The sequence below is a fragment of the Streptomyces sp. NBC_01298 genome, from assembly GCF_035978755.1.
In the GTDB taxonomy this organism is placed as follows: Bacteria; Actinomycetota; Actinomycetes; order Streptomycetales; family Streptomycetaceae; genus Streptomyces.
In genome coordinates this window covers 1,842,345-1,857,644 of record NZ_CP108414.1, presented here as the reverse complement: position 1 = coordinate 1,857,644, position 15,300 = coordinate 1,842,345, and the positions used below count along the sequence as shown (strand labels likewise).

Annotated in this window: 23 protein-coding genes; 1 reads left to right on the top strand and 22 read right to left on the bottom strand. The window is 69.9% G+C overall.

Annotated features, from left to right (window positions below; all coding sequences use genetic code 11):
- Positions 1 to 13 precede the first annotated feature (13 nt).
- From OG730_RS08610 to OG730_RS08535, 16 genes are all read right to left on the bottom strand, one after another.
- Positions 14 to 850: an SPDY domain-containing protein gene (locus tag OG730_RS08610; RefSeq protein ID WP_327303664.1), complete on the bottom strand. Its 837-nt coding sequence runs from the start codon at positions 848 to 850 to the stop codon at positions 14 to 16.
- Positions 847 to 1,194, bottom strand: a complete 348-nt coding sequence (locus tag OG730_RS08605; RefSeq protein WP_327303663.1) for a hypothetical protein — start codon at positions 1,192 to 1,194, stop codon at positions 847 to 849. The genes OG730_RS08610 and OG730_RS08605 overlap by 4 nt, the downstream gene beginning before the upstream one ends.
- Positions 1,195 to 1,215: 21 nt before the next feature.
- Positions 1,216 to 2,025: an SPDY domain-containing protein gene (locus OG730_RS08600; RefSeq protein WP_327303662.1), complete on the bottom strand. Its 810-nt coding sequence runs from the start codon at positions 2,023 to 2,025 to the stop codon at positions 1,216 to 1,218.
- Positions 2,022 to 2,411: a hypothetical protein gene (locus OG730_RS08595; protein ID WP_327303661.1), complete on the bottom strand. Its 390-nt coding sequence runs from the start codon at positions 2,409 to 2,411 to the stop codon at positions 2,022 to 2,024. The genes OG730_RS08600 and OG730_RS08595 overlap by 4 nt, the downstream gene beginning before the upstream one ends.
- A gap of 252 nt (positions 2,412 to 2,663) precedes the next feature.
- Complete coding sequence (locus OG730_RS08590; RefSeq protein ID WP_327303660.1) at positions 2,664 to 2,885, bottom strand: hypothetical protein; 222 nt, start codon at positions 2,883 to 2,885, stop codon at positions 2,664 to 2,666.
- Positions 2,886 to 3,081: 196 nt separating this feature from the next.
- A complete protein-coding gene (locus OG730_RS08585; protein WP_327303659.1) occupies positions 3,082 to 3,834 on the bottom strand; it encodes a hypothetical protein in 753 nt (250 codons plus the stop codon).
- A 27-nt stretch (positions 3,835 to 3,861) separates the two neighbouring features.
- On the bottom strand, positions 3,862 to 4,416 hold the full coding sequence (locus OG730_RS08580; protein WP_327303658.1) for a hypothetical protein: 555 nt from the start codon (positions 4,414 to 4,416) through the stop codon (positions 3,862 to 3,864).
- A gap of 134 nt (positions 4,417 to 4,550) precedes the next feature.
- Positions 4,551 to 5,417 (bottom strand): hypothetical protein, encoded by an 867-nt coding sequence (locus OG730_RS08575; protein ID WP_327303657.1) that lies wholly within the window; start codon positions 5,415 to 5,417, stop codon positions 4,551 to 4,553.
- On the bottom strand, positions 5,414 to 5,845 hold the full coding sequence (locus OG730_RS08570; RefSeq protein ID WP_327303656.1) for a hypothetical protein: 432 nt from the start codon (positions 5,843 to 5,845) through the stop codon (positions 5,414 to 5,416). Before OG730_RS08570 ends, OG730_RS08575 begins: the two co-directional genes overlap by 4 nt.
- Positions 5,846 to 5,949: 104 nt before the next feature.
- Entirely contained in the window at positions 5,950 to 6,423 is a 474-nt protein-coding gene (locus tag OG730_RS08565; RefSeq protein ID WP_327309196.1) for a hypothetical protein, read from the bottom strand.
- Positions 6,424 to 6,649: 226 nt separating this feature from the next.
- Positions 6,650 to 8,449 carry a hypothetical protein gene (locus tag OG730_RS08560; protein WP_327303655.1) on the bottom strand — a complete coding sequence of 600 codons (1,800 nt, stop codon included), beginning with the start codon at positions 8,447 to 8,449 and terminating at the stop codon, positions 6,650 to 6,652.
- Positions 8,446 to 9,588, bottom strand: a complete 1,143-nt coding sequence (locus tag OG730_RS08555; RefSeq protein WP_327309194.1) for an AAA family ATPase — start codon at positions 9,586 to 9,588, stop codon at positions 8,446 to 8,448. Before OG730_RS08555 ends, OG730_RS08560 begins: the two co-directional genes overlap by 4 nt.
- 194 nt (positions 9,589 to 9,782) lie before the next feature.
- Complete coding sequence (locus OG730_RS08550) at positions 9,783 to 10,004, bottom strand: hypothetical protein (protein ID WP_327309193.1); 222 nt, start codon at positions 10,002 to 10,004, stop codon at positions 9,783 to 9,785.
- A gap of 104 nt (positions 10,005 to 10,108) precedes the next feature.
- Positions 10,109 to 10,549, bottom strand: a complete 441-nt coding sequence (locus OG730_RS08545) for a hypothetical protein (protein ID WP_327303654.1) — start codon at positions 10,547 to 10,549, stop codon at positions 10,109 to 10,111.
- 69 nt (positions 10,550 to 10,618) lie between these two features.
- On the bottom strand, positions 10,619 to 11,050 hold the full coding sequence (locus OG730_RS08540; RefSeq protein WP_327303653.1) for a hypothetical protein: 432 nt from the start codon (positions 11,048 to 11,050) through the stop codon (positions 10,619 to 10,621).
- On the bottom strand, positions 11,047 to 11,331 hold the full coding sequence (locus tag OG730_RS08535) for a hypothetical protein (protein ID WP_327303652.1): 285 nt from the start codon (positions 11,329 to 11,331) through the stop codon (positions 11,047 to 11,049). Before OG730_RS08535 ends, OG730_RS08540 begins: the two co-directional genes overlap by 4 nt.
- Positions 11,332 to 11,364: 33 nt before the next feature.
- Here OG730_RS08535 and OG730_RS08530 point away from each other — a divergent pair, with 33 nt between their 5' ends.
- A complete protein-coding gene (locus OG730_RS08530) occupies positions 11,365 to 11,628 on the top strand; it encodes a hypothetical protein (RefSeq protein WP_327303651.1) in 264 nt (87 codons plus the stop codon).
- Between the two features lie 53 nt (positions 11,629 to 11,681).
- On the opposite strand, the gene OG730_RS08525 is transcribed toward OG730_RS08530, so the two are convergent.
- The 6 genes from OG730_RS08525 to OG730_RS08500 all read right to left on the bottom strand — a co-directional run bounded on the left by OG730_RS08525 (position 11,682) and on the right by OG730_RS08500 (position 15,279).
- Complete coding sequence (locus OG730_RS08525; RefSeq protein WP_327303650.1) at positions 11,682 to 12,245, bottom strand: hypothetical protein; 564 nt, start codon at positions 12,243 to 12,245, stop codon at positions 11,682 to 11,684.
- A 230-nt stretch (positions 12,246 to 12,475) separates the two neighbouring features.
- Positions 12,476 to 12,724: a hypothetical protein gene (locus OG730_RS08520; protein ID WP_327303649.1), complete on the bottom strand. Its 249-nt coding sequence runs from the start codon at positions 12,722 to 12,724 to the stop codon at positions 12,476 to 12,478.
- Positions 12,725 to 12,756: 32 nt separating this feature from the next.
- Positions 12,757 to 13,437 (bottom strand): hypothetical protein, encoded by a 681-nt coding sequence (locus OG730_RS08515; protein WP_327303648.1) that lies wholly within the window; start codon positions 13,435 to 13,437, stop codon positions 12,757 to 12,759.
- 14 nt (positions 13,438 to 13,451) lie between these two features.
- Positions 13,452 to 13,916: a hypothetical protein gene (locus OG730_RS08510; RefSeq protein ID WP_327303647.1), complete on the bottom strand. Its 465-nt coding sequence runs from the start codon at positions 13,914 to 13,916 to the stop codon at positions 13,452 to 13,454.
- A complete protein-coding gene (locus tag OG730_RS08505) occupies positions 13,913 to 14,476 on the bottom strand; it encodes a hypothetical protein (protein ID WP_327303646.1) in 564 nt (187 codons plus the stop codon). Before OG730_RS08505 ends, OG730_RS08510 begins: the two co-directional genes overlap by 4 nt.
- Complete coding sequence (locus tag OG730_RS08500) at positions 14,473 to 15,279, bottom strand: ParB/RepB/Spo0J family partition protein (RefSeq protein ID WP_327303645.1); 807 nt, start codon at positions 15,277 to 15,279, stop codon at positions 14,473 to 14,475. Before OG730_RS08500 ends, OG730_RS08505 begins: the two co-directional genes overlap by 4 nt.
- Positions 15,280 to 15,300: the final 21 nt, after the last annotated feature.

Below are 15,300 nucleotides of genomic sequence, written 5' to 3'. Positions count from 1 at the left end.
CCTCCGGGATCAGCTACCGGCTGCGGCCCGTCGCCGCGGCAGGTGCGGCCGGAGCGGGCGAGTGTGGACGGGCGGATGGCAGCTTGGCTGCTCGGGCGAGCGCTCGGGCCCCGGCGCGCGCCGCGTCCAGGCGTGCGCTGTGGGCTTCCACGATCTGGGGCCCGGCGGCGAAGACGGCGCCCTCAGTCGCTCGGTAGTGGGCGCCTTGGTCGTGTGAACCTCGGAGCAGGGCAGCCGGGTTGGCGAGCTCGTCGATCAGGCCGGCCATGACGTGCGTAGGGGTGGTTTGGTCGAGGGCGGCAGACCAGACCGTTTCGACCCCGCCGCCGTAGGTCTCCTCGACGGCCTGGATCCTCCACCAGAAGCGGTCGTGGTCCCGGCTGTTCGACCCGAACTGTTGGATCTTCAGTCCCTGGCCGGGTGCTGAGGCCTCGCGCCCGTGAGGTCCGTCGCTGGCATTCCACCCGGCGGCAGCCAGCGTCTCCCATAGGTCTGGTGGAGCGTGCTTGGGGGCTGGTCGGATGAGGGAGTCGGTCAGTCCCGCGATGATCTCGACCGGGGCGTTGCGGGTGAACCCGGCGTGCCAGTAGCCGGGCACGAACATCAGGGCGCTGCCCACCGACCATGCCTGGTGCGGTGAGAAGGGGTCGAGGACGAGACCCAGCGAGCGGTCGGGGCTCGTCAGGGAAACCTGCGGGAGACCGCGGTCACCGTCATGCTTCCAGCCCGCCGCGCGCAGGCTGTGCGTGATGTGCCGGGGGTCTCCCGTGCCGGCCAGGTGGCGGGGGCTGACCTCGCAGTGGAACGTGCCCTTCTTGTCTTCGGCGAAGGCTCGCAGGTCCTCGTTCACGGGCTGCTCTGGCCCCGGAAGGGAGTCTTGCGAAGCCGGCTGACGTCGAAGTGAAGGATCGTCCAGTCCTGGATGTCATTGGCCGCGAGCGTCAGCCACTGGACGGTGTGTTCGACCTGCGGGCTCCACGGGACGGGCGCCTGCTGGACCAGGTAGCGGGAGGTCGCGCGAAGGGCTTCGGAGAGGCGGACGAGGACTCCGTGATCCTCGTCGAGGAGAACGGCCGCCAGGTCCAGGGCCTGTTCGGGTGCGGGGCCCGATCGCAGCTGGGCGGTGAGCCTCAGGAGCGTGTTCGCGGCCTCCTGGATCTGCTCGGGCGTGATGTCGGTGGTGCTGTCGGGCATGGGCGTCCTGTGGTGAGGTGGTTAACGGTGGCCGGCTGCGGCACCGCTCCGGGAGGTGGGCGCGCGGGGTGCGGCCTTGCGAGGCTGACGGGCGGCCCACGCGTTCCTGGCCCAGGTCGCGGAACGGGCGGCGGTGACGCGCGCCTGCTTCCAGGCGGCGAGATGGGAGGGCAGGACGGACACCGAGGTGGTGCGGATCCTGTCGGTGGCCGGTACGTGGCCTCGTGGCCGCATGACGGGCTGGGGGTCGGCGAGGGCGGTGGCGAACTCCTGGACTAGATGCATGGGGGTGGTCTGGGAGAACACCGCGTCCCAGGCCCGTCCGTGTTCGGTTCGGGCGCCGGCCCACCAGTGCGCCTTGCCCGGCCCGTTCTGGTGGAACTGGATCCAGGCGTCGCCGTCCGGGCTGGTCGCGGTGAAGTGCTTCCCGCGGGCGGTCGCCCAGTTCTGCTCCTCCAACGGCGCCCACACGTTCGGGGCGTGCGCCGGGCGGGGCTGCGTCAGTGCATCGGTGAACCCCGCGATGATCTCGACGGGAACGTGCGCGGTGAGGGTCACGTGCCAGGCGTCCTGTTCCGGGGTGGCTCGACCGGAGACCGTCCAGCCCGGGGGTGTGGCGGCGACGTTGTACCCGATCCGGACGGACTGGTCCGGGCTGTCGAAGACGACCGGAGTACCGGCGCGGGGCGTCCTGTCGGCCCATCCGCTGGCACGGAGGTATTCGGTGACGTGACGGATGTCGCCTCCGCCGGCCAGGTGGCGGGGCTCGATGAGGTAGTGCTGCTCCGGGAGCTCGGCCCCGGGTCCCCACCCCTTCCACTGCCGGCTCATCGGCCACGCCCAGTCAGCGGGGCCGGCGGGGGCGGCGGCAAGGCGGTGGCGGTCTTGGCCGGAGCGGGTTCGCAGGCCAGCCACTGGGCGATCTCGGCTTCGGTGCCGAGGAGCTTCTCCGCTTGGCGGAACACTGCGTCGCGGGAGTTGGCGAGGTCTCGCCAGATGTCAGCGTCTTCGACGCCGGCGTCGTGGGATCGCTTGGCCATCCGGCTGACCGCTCCCAAGACGTTGCTGACCTGGTAGAGCAGCCCGTCGTCAATCTCGAAGACGGGTGCCAGCAGTGCTGCGGCGTCCTCGGCGGGTAGTCCTTCGTCCAGTTGTGCAGCCAGGGCGGCGAGGGTGGTACGGACGTCGTTGAGGTCCTGCGCGGTGACGTTGAACAAGCGGCCTCCTTTCAGGCATCGGGGTGTACGGGGTGCTGCCCGGGACCGCATCGCGGGGCGCGGCGGCTGCTCCCGCCGCCTGCGCCGAAGGGGGACTTCGCCTGTCTCGGGGTGGGGCGGTGGTCGCTGCCGAAGGCGCAGTCCTTCAGGTAGCGGCGGATGAGGAGGAAGGCGAGCCGGGGTCTGCGCCGGACGGAGATCGGAGGAGGCAGGACGGGGCTGGGTGTTGAGGTGATCGGGTCTCCAGCGACGTCAGGAACGCCGGCGTGGGGCGGCGCCCGGCGCAGGGAGGCCTCGTGGCGGATGCGGCACTGGGCTATTCCGGGCGGTCATGGCCTCGGAGTAGGTCGCCTCGTCGAAGAGTTCGGGGGCGATGTTGACCCGGTAGCCGGCCTTCGTCCCGGCGGCCATGGCGCGGGTCGCGTGCTGCCGTTCCTCGTCAGGGCTGATGATGTCGGGGAGTCGGTGCCACACGTAGAGGGGCGGCAGGATGTTCCGCTCGAAGCCCTGGGCATCCAGCAGCTTCAGCAGGCGCTCGGGGGCTCCCGTGCGGGTGTCGGCGTAGACGGCCTTATCGGAGTAGTGCCGGTAGATCTCAAGGTCGGTGCCGAATTCGTCAGCGTGGTTCAGAAGGGCTGTCCTCTCTCAGGATGGGTCTGTGGGGTTGAGGTCAACGGCTCCGGACTGGGACGCCAGGGCCGAGGGCGGCTGGCCGTGCCGGGTTGGAGGTGAGCAGGGGACGGACAACGACACCGATGCCCAGACGCTCCAGGCGCTGCGAGGCGAGGTGGATGCGGGCGATCTGCTCGCGGTCGCCGTACGCGGCCGGTAGCACGAACATCCGGTCGTACGGATGGAACTGGAAGCCGGACCCGTACAGCACGTCGGCGGCGCCCTCCGCTCCTGATACCGCGCCCACGGCTCCGTCGGGATACCAAGCCATGCTGACCCGCCCAGTGAGCAGGGGCGGCGCCGGACGGCGGGGGACGGGGTGCTCCGTGTTTTGCCTGACCTGCTGCAGGGCGGCCTCGAACCGGGGCACGAGTCGGCGGCTGACCTGTGAGGCCGCGCGGGCCGGTTCTGCAGGGACGGTGATGCCGTTGGGCTCCTTCACCTTGGGGAAGGCGTCCGGCGCGGCATCCGGTTCCAAGGCGCCGATCATGAACTGGCGGGGCCGCATGGGCCGGTCGAAGACCAGCAGGCGGGCTCCGTCGGCACGGCTGAGGACCGCCTGGTGGCCAAGGACGAAGTTGGAGGCCGCGTATCTGATGGCACCGATGTCCCACAGCGAGTTGGTCGTCGGGATCTGATCGGGATACGTGGCGTGGCGGGTGTACGTGCTGGTCCAGGTCGGGCCTGGCAGGCGGGCGGCGAGGGAGACGGCGAAGGCGGCGAGGTCATCGCGCCGGCGGGATGAGGGCATGGGGAACCTTGTGCGTGGTGGGGGAGGTCAGCGTCCGCGTCGTACTGCGGGAGCCGGGGGAGGTGGTGGTGGACAGGAGCAGACGACGGAGGCTTCACGCTCGGTGCTCTCGACTCCGATGCAGGCCGGACGGAGCGGGTGCGCGGTGTGCCGGTCAGCGAGAGCGTTGCGATACGCGGAGATCTCGGTGGTGACCACCGCGATCTTCTCCGCGAGGCTGCGGATTCGTGCGGCGTGATGGGGGTCGGCGTCTGCGCCGAGGCCGGCGAGGAACTCGGCCGCTGCTTCGAGGACCTCGACCGTGGCTGGCAGGACACCGTCTGCGGGAGCCACAAGCTCGGTCAGAGCTGCCGTGGCGTCCTCGCTGTGCTCGGCGTCCCGGATGCTCTGAGCGAGGTTCGCGACCTGCCCGCCGAGCGTCAGGTCGTGGAACGCCACTTGGTGTGAGGCGAAATCGGGATCGTGCTGTACGGCGTACCCGGCGGCCTTCAGCAGTGCGACCGCTCCTTGGGAGAGGTGCAGCTGCTCTTCGTCGTCGAGGCCGTATGGCAGGCGGTGATAGCGGTCATGGGCGCGGACCACATTGATGAACTTCGCGCGCTGCAGAATTGCTTCGGCTTCCTCGTCCCCGCCGCGGGCGATGACTTCGGCGGAGTGCGGATCGCGGGATATGTGTACGACGCGGTCGGACAGGGCTATGGGTAGCTCCAGTTGGGTCAGCGTCCCCGCGGGCCGGGAATGCTCGACTGGGTGGGAGCTGGCGGTACGCGGGGCATGTGCGGTTGGGTCTGCCGGGTCCAGGAAGGGCCGGCCAGGGTGGCGATGGTGGTGACCTCGGCGTTCAGTGCTCGCAGGTGGGTGACGACGGCCGCGATCCGGGTGCTGATGTCGTTGGTGTGCCCGTAGCGATAGGACAGGGCCTCGGAGGTGCGGGCGCTGACTCGGGTGGCTCTGGCCAGCAGCCCCCGGTCGGGATCGGCCAGCTCTGCGAGCAGCTGGTCGGTGTCCCCTCCGAGGTGGACGTGTGGCTCGTGAGGTGCGCCGTCAGTCGCAGGTGAGTGGAGGCCGAAGTCGCGTTCCAGACGTCGTGCCTCGGCGAGGAGGGTCCGTGCGAGGGTGTGCGGCACATCGGTCCACGATCCGTCGGCGCGGATGAGGTTGGCGACGATGTGCAGGGTTCCCGATTCTCCGAGGAAGGCCACCCAGCGGCATCCTGGGGCGTCTGCGGGAGCGGTGATTCCCGAGGCCTGGGCCAGCCGCTCGGCGATCTGCTCCCACGCAGCTGGATGCTGTGGGTGATCAAGCGGGTGGAGCCGGACCTCCAGATGCAGGACGGCGTGCCGGTCACCCCCCGGGCTGGTGATGAAGGGGTGCTCGTGGAAGGGTTCTTCGAGGTGCTCGACCCAGTCCTCGGCACTCCACATGCGGGCGTTCTCCTCCTGCACCGGCCGCTGGGTGAAGGCCGGCCCGTGGGCCACGACGGTGAAGTCGGTGAGCTCGTCGACGTGGAGTACCGGCCGGCCGAGGGCATCCTCGAAGACGTCCTCGACGTGAAAGAGCCGGGGCCGTACGCGGGGGATCATAGGCCCTGCTTGGCGTCGGCGACGTGGACGAGCTGGTCGAGTGCGGTCAGGCTGTACCACCCGCAGTCGACCTCGGTGTTCTCGTCTGCTGAGGAGAGGCGTGGCAGGAGGAGTTCCTCCAGGGCCCGCATGTGGATCAGGCAGTCCGGGCAGTGCCGGTCCAGGTGGATGAGGTAGCGCGGGTGGCCGGTGACGAAGGTGTGCTGGCCGCCGAGCGGGTTGCGCAGCCGCCAGCCGTCCTCGTCGGTGGGGGTGTGCCAGGACGGGGCTACGACGGTGACGGCATCGCCGTAGAGGCTGTCCCCCGCCACGCCGTGGATGATGACGACTCGGTCTCCGGGGGCGAAGTGGCCGTGGGTGATGTCCCGGTTGGGAGTGAGCGCGTCCTGGGGCGTGGCGTAGGGCGGGCGGGGAACAGCTTCGGGCATGGACGGGTCCTTCCGCGAATGGGTGCCGGGGCGGCGGTGGGGATTACTTCAATGGTGCGGAGAATCCCGGATTATCGAATTCGCGGAATGTGCGATAGAAGCGGCTACAGGTGGGGGTTCTCGTTGCCGCGGTCGGTGTCGGAGGCGGCTTCGACCAGCTCGGGGAGGTCGCTCCCCTCGGCGTCGCGCTGGTCGATCCACCAGCCTGCCCGGCGGATGCCGCGGACGGCTTCCTCCAGCGTGGCCCACTCGGATTCGTCCCAGGACCCTTCGACCACCAGATCCTCGTACGCGGCGGTGACCAGCTGATGTCGGCTGCGCTCACCCCACGCCAGAGCCCGCTCGGGCCCTTCCAGCGGGGGCATTGAGAACTTGGCCGCCCACTCGTCGGCGGCTGCTTGCTCCTCAGCGCGCTTCCCGGCGAGCCAGGCTTCCCGGCTCTCGGTGTCGCCGTCGCGAGCGGCCTTCCAGCAGGCTGTGCAGTCCTTCGTGCCGAGCCATCGGGCGAGACTGGCGCGTTTGTCGGCAGGGCGGTTTGAGAGATCGTGCTCGACCTGGTGGCCGCAGGGGTGATCGATATTCCAACGGGTCGCAACCCCCGGGGAATTCCGTTTGATGGGCGTTATGTTCGAGGTCGGGCTGCTGGTCTGGGGCTTCAAATCGAGTGCCTTTCGTTGGCGGTTGAGGTGGTGGCATGCGTCGCTGCGGAGGGTCGAGCAGCAGGTGCACGATTCATGCGGCGGACGGAGGCGGTCTCGAATGCTTGGCGGTGGTCGTGGGGACGCTTCCGCCTTCTGCGTCGTCTCAGCGTGTCCTGCGGATGGCGTCTGTGGCCGCCGCAGCGATGGCGGCGGGAGCGCTGGAGGGCTTGGGCAGGTGCAGCAAGGTGGTCCCCGGCAGGTGCTGAGACTTCGCGGTGAGGGTGAGCTGGAGTACGGCGCAGCCGGCGGTCGTGAGCTGTCTGACGCGGGTGACGGCATGAGTGGTTTCGTCGCTGCCGTACTGGGCGTCGGTGACGATCACGAGGAGGCGGCCGGCGCCGGGGAGGCTGAGTGCGAGGCCGTGGTCGAGTGCGTCGATGGCGTCGCCGAGGTTGTGGGCGCCACCGTTGGCATTGAACGTCGTCACGCGCTCCGGTGCCCGGTGGGTGGGCCGGGTCAACGCGGTCAGGTACCTGTCGTAGGCGATGGTGGCGGTAAGGGAGTCGGGGTCGGTCAGGGCTGCTGCGCGTGCCACGATCCAGGCGGCGGACGCGACGGGCGCGCAGGCGGCACTCATGGAGCCGGAGACGTCCACCGCGATACCCACACGCAGCGGTGGTGTGGGGGAGTTCCGGCGGCGAGTGTGGGTGAACGGTTCCGCAGTGGGGACCGACCCGGCCGCGCGCTGAGCATCACGGGCGAGGGCCGCGCGCATGTTGAGGCGGCCGGGCGGAGTGGGGCTGGTGGTCCGCTCCTCGGTCCGCTCGCGGTAGGCGGCGGCGCGCAGGGCGCGGCTCAGACGCGAGGCGGCACCCTGCTCGGCGGCGGTGGGCCTGCGGGTGCCGGTGACCGGGTTGCTGTGGGGGGCCGGTGTGCCGTCGGGGGTGACGGTGGTGCCGCGGGTGTTGAAGACCGACTTGGCGGTGGCGGCGGCTTTGCGTCGCTGGCCGGCCCGCTGGGCGCGGTCCTGGGCTTGGGCCTGGGACTTCGCGGCCATGGCGTTGTTCGCTGCTGCCTGTTCCGCGAGGTCGGCGGTGTCGGTGGCGGCCGTGCTGTCCATGACGACTCCCACGGCGCCGGACAGCAGATCGGTGAGGTTCTCCGGCATGGGCAGTGCGGGGGCCGCGGTGTCCAGAGCGTCGCACCATTCCTGGGCGTGCGCGAGCATGGTCGTGGCGTCGTGGTCGGCGCACTGGTGGGCCGCGGTCCAGATGCGGGTGAGGGTGGCCAGCAGGTCTGCGCCCAGCACCTTCTCGCACAGGTCGGCGACGGCCCGGGTCTCGCCGGCGTCCAGGATGCCGACGTCGCGGCGGCCGAGGATCAGGGCCGCTATGGAGGCGGCGTGCTCGATGCCCTGGAGGGTGGGGTGGGCGATGTCGGGCATGACCAGGGTTCGGGCACTGGTGCGCAGGTACGTGCGGTCCGTGGGCCGCCTGGTCAGGTGTGCGCCTTCGGCGCGGCTCTCCTCCAGCAGGAACGCGGCCTCCACGACACGGGGGTCCGCTCCGGCAGGTGGTGTCCAGACGGAGTGGGCCGCGTGCGCGGCCTCGTGGACGAACACTCCCCAGGCGGCGGGATACCGCTCCTCGTCGCCCACGATCCGCGGATGGATCTCGTGGGGCTGGAGCGGGGCGAACAAGCCGGAGTCGAACTCGACCTCGCCCAGCGCGGGGAAGAACGCGGCGGGTGCGCCGCTGCGCGTGCCGGGGCGGCAGGTGACGAGGAGGTCCTGGCGGCCAGAGAGGGCGACCAGCCGGTCGCCGAGTTCGGCTCCCACGCGCAGCCACGCGTCCGGGGAGGAACGGGGTTGCGCGGGCGGGGCGCCGTCGTCGTCCCATCGCGCGAGGTCGGCGTCGTCGTCCGCCATGGTGGCGGGGTACTGGACGTGGTGGTGGGCGCTCATCGCGAGCGGCCCCGGTGCGCGGGGACGGTGCTGCCCGGAGGCTGCCGGAGGGCCGAGGCGGGGAGCTGCTTGCCGAGGGTGAGGGGCGCAATCTTCTTGACGCCGACAGCCTTGATGACGGCGTCGGCGACGGCGTCGCGATCCTCCAGTGGAGCGATGCCGACCAGGTTCGCGAGCGCGGCGTTGGTGCCGAGGACGGCCTCGGTCTTCTGGTAGCTGAGCAGCTCCCGCAGTTGAGGAGCCCAGCCCAGCTCGCCGAGTTCGACTTGGCGGGCGAGGTGTCGGGCGACCCGGACCACCCGGGCGTCGATCTTCAGCGCCCGGGCGAGGTCGTAGTCCGTGCCGATCTGGATCTGCACGCTGAACCGGGACGACAGCGCCTCCGTCAACACCGCCCCGTGAACGCCGGGGTTGTGGCCCGCCACCACGTAGAAGCCGGGCTCGGCCTTGATGGTCTCGCCCTTGTGGGCCTTGACCTGGATCTGTCGGCGCCCGTCCATCGCGGGATACAGCGCCGCCAGGACCTTCGGCGAGATCAAGGTGGCATCGTCGATCAGCAGGGCGCGGCCCTCGGTCATCGCGGTGACCAGCGGACCGTACTGGAAGACGTAGCCCCCCGCGTCGGCTTGCGTGTACTCGCCGATCAGGTCTCCGACCGTGGTGTCGCCGTCGCCGGCGACGGTCAGCAGGTCCGGGAACGCCGCCTCGACCAGACTCGTCTTGCCGGTGCCCGGAGGGCCGTAGAGCAGCACCGGCACGTCGGCGTCGCGCAGGCGATTCAGCGCCTCGACGTCGGGCAGATCGGCCAGTTCCCGGGGGTGGTAGAGCTGGCCCCCCGCGCGGCGGATCGGCCCGGTCTGCCTGGGCGTGGCCGCCGCGGGAGTGGTCGTGCGGGCCGTGGCCGCCTGGGCGCGGGGAGAGTGGGTGCCCGGTGGGCTGATCACAGCGGCTTGCGCGGCTGCGACGGTCTTCGCGTTCGCGCGGAACTCCGGTTGCCCGGTTCCACTTTGGTCGGCCTCACCGCGTCGTACCAGGGTGAGGGCGGCGTTGCGGACGGCGCCGTGGGAATGGCCCAGCTGCCGGGCCATGTCCCCGATGGTGAGCCTATCCGCAGGCCGGTCGGCCAGCAGTCGGGCCACCTTGGCCCGTAGTTCGCCGCCCTTGGTGCGCGCTGGACTCGTAGGCGTTCCGGGCGTGGTCAAAGCTGCCTCCTTTCAACAGGGGGGCATGCGAGCGGAGTTGGTGATGTGCTGGAGAGGTCGGCCGCTCTGGGAGCGGATCACGGACTGTGTCGACCTCGGCGCCCGGGCCAACCGGGGCGTACCTGCGGAACTCACCGGTCGACCGGGGGCTCGGTCCAGGTGCAGGGGATGCCCGGCGACGAGCAGCTCGCCGGCTGCCCAGCGGGCCCGTGCGCCCGCTCCGTACCGGACTCCGTTGCTCGGCAGGCGCAGCCGGGCGCCTCCTCGAAGCCGTCCTGGAGCAGGATCCGCCGGGCGGCGGCGTTGTAGCCGGTGGTGGTGATCTCGCCGGTGATGGTGTGCCGGATCGCCATGAACGGCTCTGCTGGGGTCTCGGGCAAGGCGGATCTCCTATCGGTGATGGCAGGAAAGCGCTGGGGTGTTGGGCGAAAGCGAGGCGGGCCCGAAGCTTCCAGCGCTATCGACTTCGTGCTGTGCCGGTGACGGTGCCTGTCGGTGCGGCCACGGGTGCCGGCCTGGGAGTCGGGACCACGGTGCTGGTGAGGGATGCTGCGCGCTGAGGCGACCGCGCCGCGGCTGCGCCGGCGATGCGGGCCTGGCGCTCGGCGAGCCCGTGTCGCAGGGTGGGCCGCGGCGGGTCGGCGCTGAGCTCCGGATCAAGGGTGAAGTCCGCCTGGACAACGAGGCCCAGGCTGCGGATCGCGGTCACGGCCTGACGCGCCCGGCGCTGGCCGTCCTGACCAGGCTCGGTGAGACGGTGCAGATTGGTGCCCGGGACGGGTTCAAACTGGACACGTTCGAGGGCCCAGTCGCGTAGATGGTCGGTCAGACGTGGGGTGGACGCGGCGACGAAGCCGTACTCGGGATGCCAGCCGAGGTGCAGGTGCGGAGATTCCAATGGCTCAAGAGGCCTTTCATCGTGGGGAGCCGACGCCTGCTCGCGGACCGATGGCGCTGCGTGGGACGGCTAGAAGGTGGTGCGGGCCTCGCGTGCGGCAGCGAGCAGGTCGACGCCCAGCTGGTAGAGCAGCCGGTCTGCGACATCGAAGAGATCGCTGGTGTGCGCGTAGCGCCGGGCGAGGGCCGGCTCTTCGTGTTTCTGGCACCACGTAGCGGCGCCTCGAAGAAGGTCGCGCAGGCCGAGCAGCGCACCGTCCGCTCCGGTGGTGCCTTCCACAAGGAGGTGGAGTGCCTCCGCGGAGGGGGCGTGCGCGACCTGCTCAGCCCAGGCCCGGACCGCGCGGCCCGGATCTGGGAGCTCCAGGCCGGCGAGGTACGGTCCGGCTTCCAGGCGGGCCTGTCGGCGAAGGTCTGCAGGCCCCGGTGGCGGATTGGCCTCCGGTTGTGCTTCGTCCCTGGCGGTGGCTTGGGAGGAGCCGCTGCCGCTATCGCGTGTCACCGTCGTACGGATTTGACGGGAGCGGTATTGACGGGAGCCGGCTTGCGGACGGTGGTCGTCGGCGGTGTGCGCCGTCCTGGGAGCCAGGCACGGACGTCATCGGGGAAGACGGTCATAGGGTCCTGATCCCAGGCCACGACCGATCCCGTGACGGCTTCCGAGAGTGGGAGGACCTCGATGCCGTGCGGGTGCAGGACGTAGGCCCACTGCAGCCACCCCTGTCCGGCCGCGGCCTCGTTGCACGTCATCCGCTCTGCGGGGCTGCCGTCGGACGTGAACATGTTGTCGATGGTCGAGCTCGGCCCGGGGCCGCCGTGCGGGCCGACGACGTGCTGGCGGACTTCTTCGGGTGCGCCGTCGAGGAGGTCCTCCCCGAGCGAGTTCCACCCGACGGCGGGCGAGTCGATGAGGTGAGCGGCGAGGGCCTCGGTGTCACCGGCGAAACGGTGCTGATGAGCCGCGAGCAGGAGGGGGAGGTGGTTGCTGGGATATCCATCCCAGTGAACGTAGATCCCGGTAAAGCCGGTCTCCGTGGGGCGGGCGATGGTGGATCGGGTTGCCAGGGTGACTCCAGGTGAAGGTGGCTCGCTCGTGGCGCGGCATGGATCGAGAGGGGAAGGGCGCCGTCTGGTCAGCGGGTCGGACCGGCGGTCCTACCGGGTGGCAGGACTGGTGTGGGCGGCGGGACGGGCTTGGTGGGAGGCCGGAAGGCGTACTCCCAGGGATGTGTCGAGGTGAGCGTGATCGCGTAGCCGTAGGCGTGCAGGAGAGTCGCGGCGGAGCGGACGAGGTTCTCGCTGTCGCCGGCGGGGCCCCGTGGGCGGCACAGGCCGGACTCCGGATCCAGCAGCCAGGGTGAGCCGTGCTGCAGTAGGAGGCGCGCCGCGTGCTGCGACAGCACGTTGATCAGGGGGGTGCCGTCGAGGTCCCGGCCGAACACGACGCTGTTCACTTCTCCGAACCGCGTCTCCCGCGACACTCGCGCAGCGGCAACCCGGTAGTGCCACAGGAACCTGCGGTGGCGCATGAGGGCAGCGGCCCGTACCGAGTCCCTCGGTACGGATATCGCGGCCGGGCCCTCGGTCACGCCGTAGGAGTTGATGCCGGCGGGGAGCACTCCGCCCACGAGAACCTGCCGCGGCCGCCCGGGCCTTTCCATCAGGTAAAGCTGATAGCCGTGGGGATGGGTGAGCACGGCCCGCTCGCCATCCTCAGCGCGGCGCAGGGCCCTCCACAGGACGCCTTCCGCTCTGTCCCAGGAGCGCTTCTCGGCGGGATCCCAGCCCCTTGTCCCTGTGGCGTAGGGGCTTCGACGGGCCGTTGCGCTCCATCCGGCACCCAGGCGGGAGGCCATCTGCTGGGAGAACTGGGACAGGGGGCCGTACGTGGTCGAGGCGTCCAGAGGGTGTTCCTTGCCCGGATTTGTCATCCGTCGGCCACTGGATGGTGGAAGTGCGCTACCGGATAGCCGAGGGCGGCCACGGCGTGTACGGCTTCATGGACAAGGAGGACCTGCTGCTCGGCGGCCAGTACCCCCGGTGCCACGTAGCCGTTGTAGCGCGGCGAGTAGGTGAACCCGCGCCCCCACAGCAGCCGTTGGAGCGACGTCTTGGAGGTTCGGTCCAGCGGGCCTGGTGTGTGCAGGCCGATGCGGATGCTGGCGGGGTGGTGCACGGAAGGGGGTCTCTCTATCTGGTTGTCCTGGGTCAGCGCCGGATACGAGGAGGCGGCCCAGGGGTGGGGAGTTGCGCGACTGCGGTTGTCCGATTGAGGCCGCTGGCAGGCGGAGTCGGGGTGATCAGGGTCTTGGCGGAGCGGATGGCCTCGCCGGCCCGACGTAGGTCTTGGCGAGCGTCGGCATGGGCGAGCACCAGATGCCATTCCTCGTGGTGCCGGGCATTGCTGGAAGGTTCAACCTCGCTCCTGAGGGCCTCGGTCAGGCTGCGCACAGCAGCGGCACTCAGGGCGGCGGCGGAAGCGAGGTGAGCGAGCGCGGTGATACCGCGGGCCGTCGGGAGCTGGTTGGGCCTCGTTGCCTCGTCGAGCACTGCGTTGGTGGCGTGCGCGAGTTCTTGCGCCCGGCGCACCTGCTGGTAGAGCAAGGGCTGCAGGGAAGTGCTGGGTACCTGGCCGGACGCGTCCAGCAGGACGATGCTCTGCGTGGCCTGCTCGAACCCGTATGCGAGATCGTCGAGGCCACGGGGCCAGGTGTGGTCGGTTGCCTGCTCCCAGGTGAAGTCGTACTCCTCGTGGGGGGTGAGGAGTCCGTTCTCGATCTGGGCTTCGCGATCGGCGAGTTCGCTTTGGACGAGTGCGTCATCACGGGCGGCTGCGCGGTAGTCCGCCCAGTCGGCGTCGCTTAGTCCGGATGGTCGGTTCATGGTCATCCGATCGGATTTGGTCAGCGGGTGTGCGTTGGCCGGCTTGCGGGCGGCCCTACTTGCCGGGGCACGGCCGAGATGGGGGCCGCTGGCGGGCGAAGACGGCGGGCGACATGAGCGTCGACGGCGGCAAGCAGGGGAGTGAGCTGGTGGCCGTGCGCTGCATCAGGGCTTGCGGGCGGTGTGCTCCCAGCGCGGGAGTCGTAGACGACGGAGAAGTCGGTCCAGTCCTCTGCGGGGGCCTGGTGGGTCACCAGCCAGCCGCTGTCCTCGGGGCCGATGATGAACACCGAGTCGTGGCCGGGCGGATAGGCGTAGACGAGCCCGTACTGGAGACCTTGCTGGACGTCGCACACCATGCCGCGTTCGCGGAGGGGGGTCGTCAGGAACACCATGTTCGCCCATGCCTGCTGCCACTCGGGGTTTTCGGTATTGCTGTGATCCGGCAGCGGGGCCATTGAGCGCAGGTGGTTGGTGGAGGTCATCCCTCTTGCTTTTGGTCTTCATTGAAAGGAGCTTCGACTTCGGGGTCCGGCAGCGGATCGTCATCGCCGAAGGGGTCCTCCGCCTCTGACGGGACGTACCCGAAGACGGTCTTTTCCAGCTCTCCTAGGAGATCGAAGCCGGTGTGCTGGCGGAAGGCGTCGAGACGCTCGGCGACGTAGCGCTGGCGGTCGATCTCGGCTGTTGCGACCCGTGCCAGGTTCCGGGTGGACAAGCGACCCCACTCCAGGAGATCCGTACGAGTGGCGCGGTCCATCCAGACCCAGATGCCGTTGCCGAGCTTCAGGATGCCTTCGGGGTGGAACATTCCCGACTGCCGGCGCGGCTTGGGGCTTCGCCGTTCACCGAACCCGCGCACGAGGCCTTGGACGAGTTTGTCGGCTGCCGCTGCGCGGACGTGTACTTCGAGGTCTTCGTGGGCGAACCGCGTGCGGAGTTCGTCTTCGAGGTCGCTCTTGCGGAATCGGCCGGTCTCGTCGGTGACGGCGGCGGCTGCCTCCTCGACGATCTGCCACAGGCGGGCGTCGGTCTGGGCACTCATGCGAGATCACGCTCCCGCAGCGTCGCGGCCATCTCCGTCAGGGCCTTCATGGCGTTCTCGATCACTTCCTGGTTGATGGGTCGGCCTGGCAGCACAAACTCGGGATCGAACTTGCCCGCGGTGTTGGTGCCGCGCGCCTGCGCGAGGGGCGGTACGACCTCGCACAGGAACTGAGTGGCCACCTTGCGCTGGCGTATCTCTTCTTCCTTGCGTGCCTTCCGCTCGGCCCAGGCACCGGTCAGCGTCAGTTCACCTTCGACTACCCGGTCTGCCAGTTCCGGGTCCTCGGCGCGAAGGCGCGTGAGCTGCGATTCTGCCGAGTCGGCCTGATTCTTGGCCTCCCGTGCCGTCTTGTACGCCTCGTTAAGCCCCATGGCTCCGCTGATGACGGAGTCGGCGAGTTCCGGGGCATGCCGCAGCACGGTGAAGGCCTGGCTGATCCGACTTCCCGAGACGCCGGCCTTTTCGCTCAGGGTGCGTCCGGAGTTTTCCTCGGTAAATCCGGGCAGGCTTTCCTCGGTAAGGCCGTGAGGATTTACTCCGTAAACGCTCGCCTGGGCCGCGATCAGGGCGAGCTGTCCCTTGGTGATGTTGCGTCGCCGCGCGTTGACGGAGAAGGCGTGGGCGTTCGGGTTGCTGCCCTCGTAGGTAGTGAAGCGCGGTTCGACGCCGGCGATCTCGCAGGCCTTGAGGCGGTTGCGGCCATCGAGGACCCGTCCGCGGTCGTCGAGGACGATCGGGTGCTGGAGGCCGATGGTGGAGATGTCTTCGGCGAGTGCGAGCAGCTCCTCCTCGTCGACCATGGGGAAGAGGCTGGCGACTGG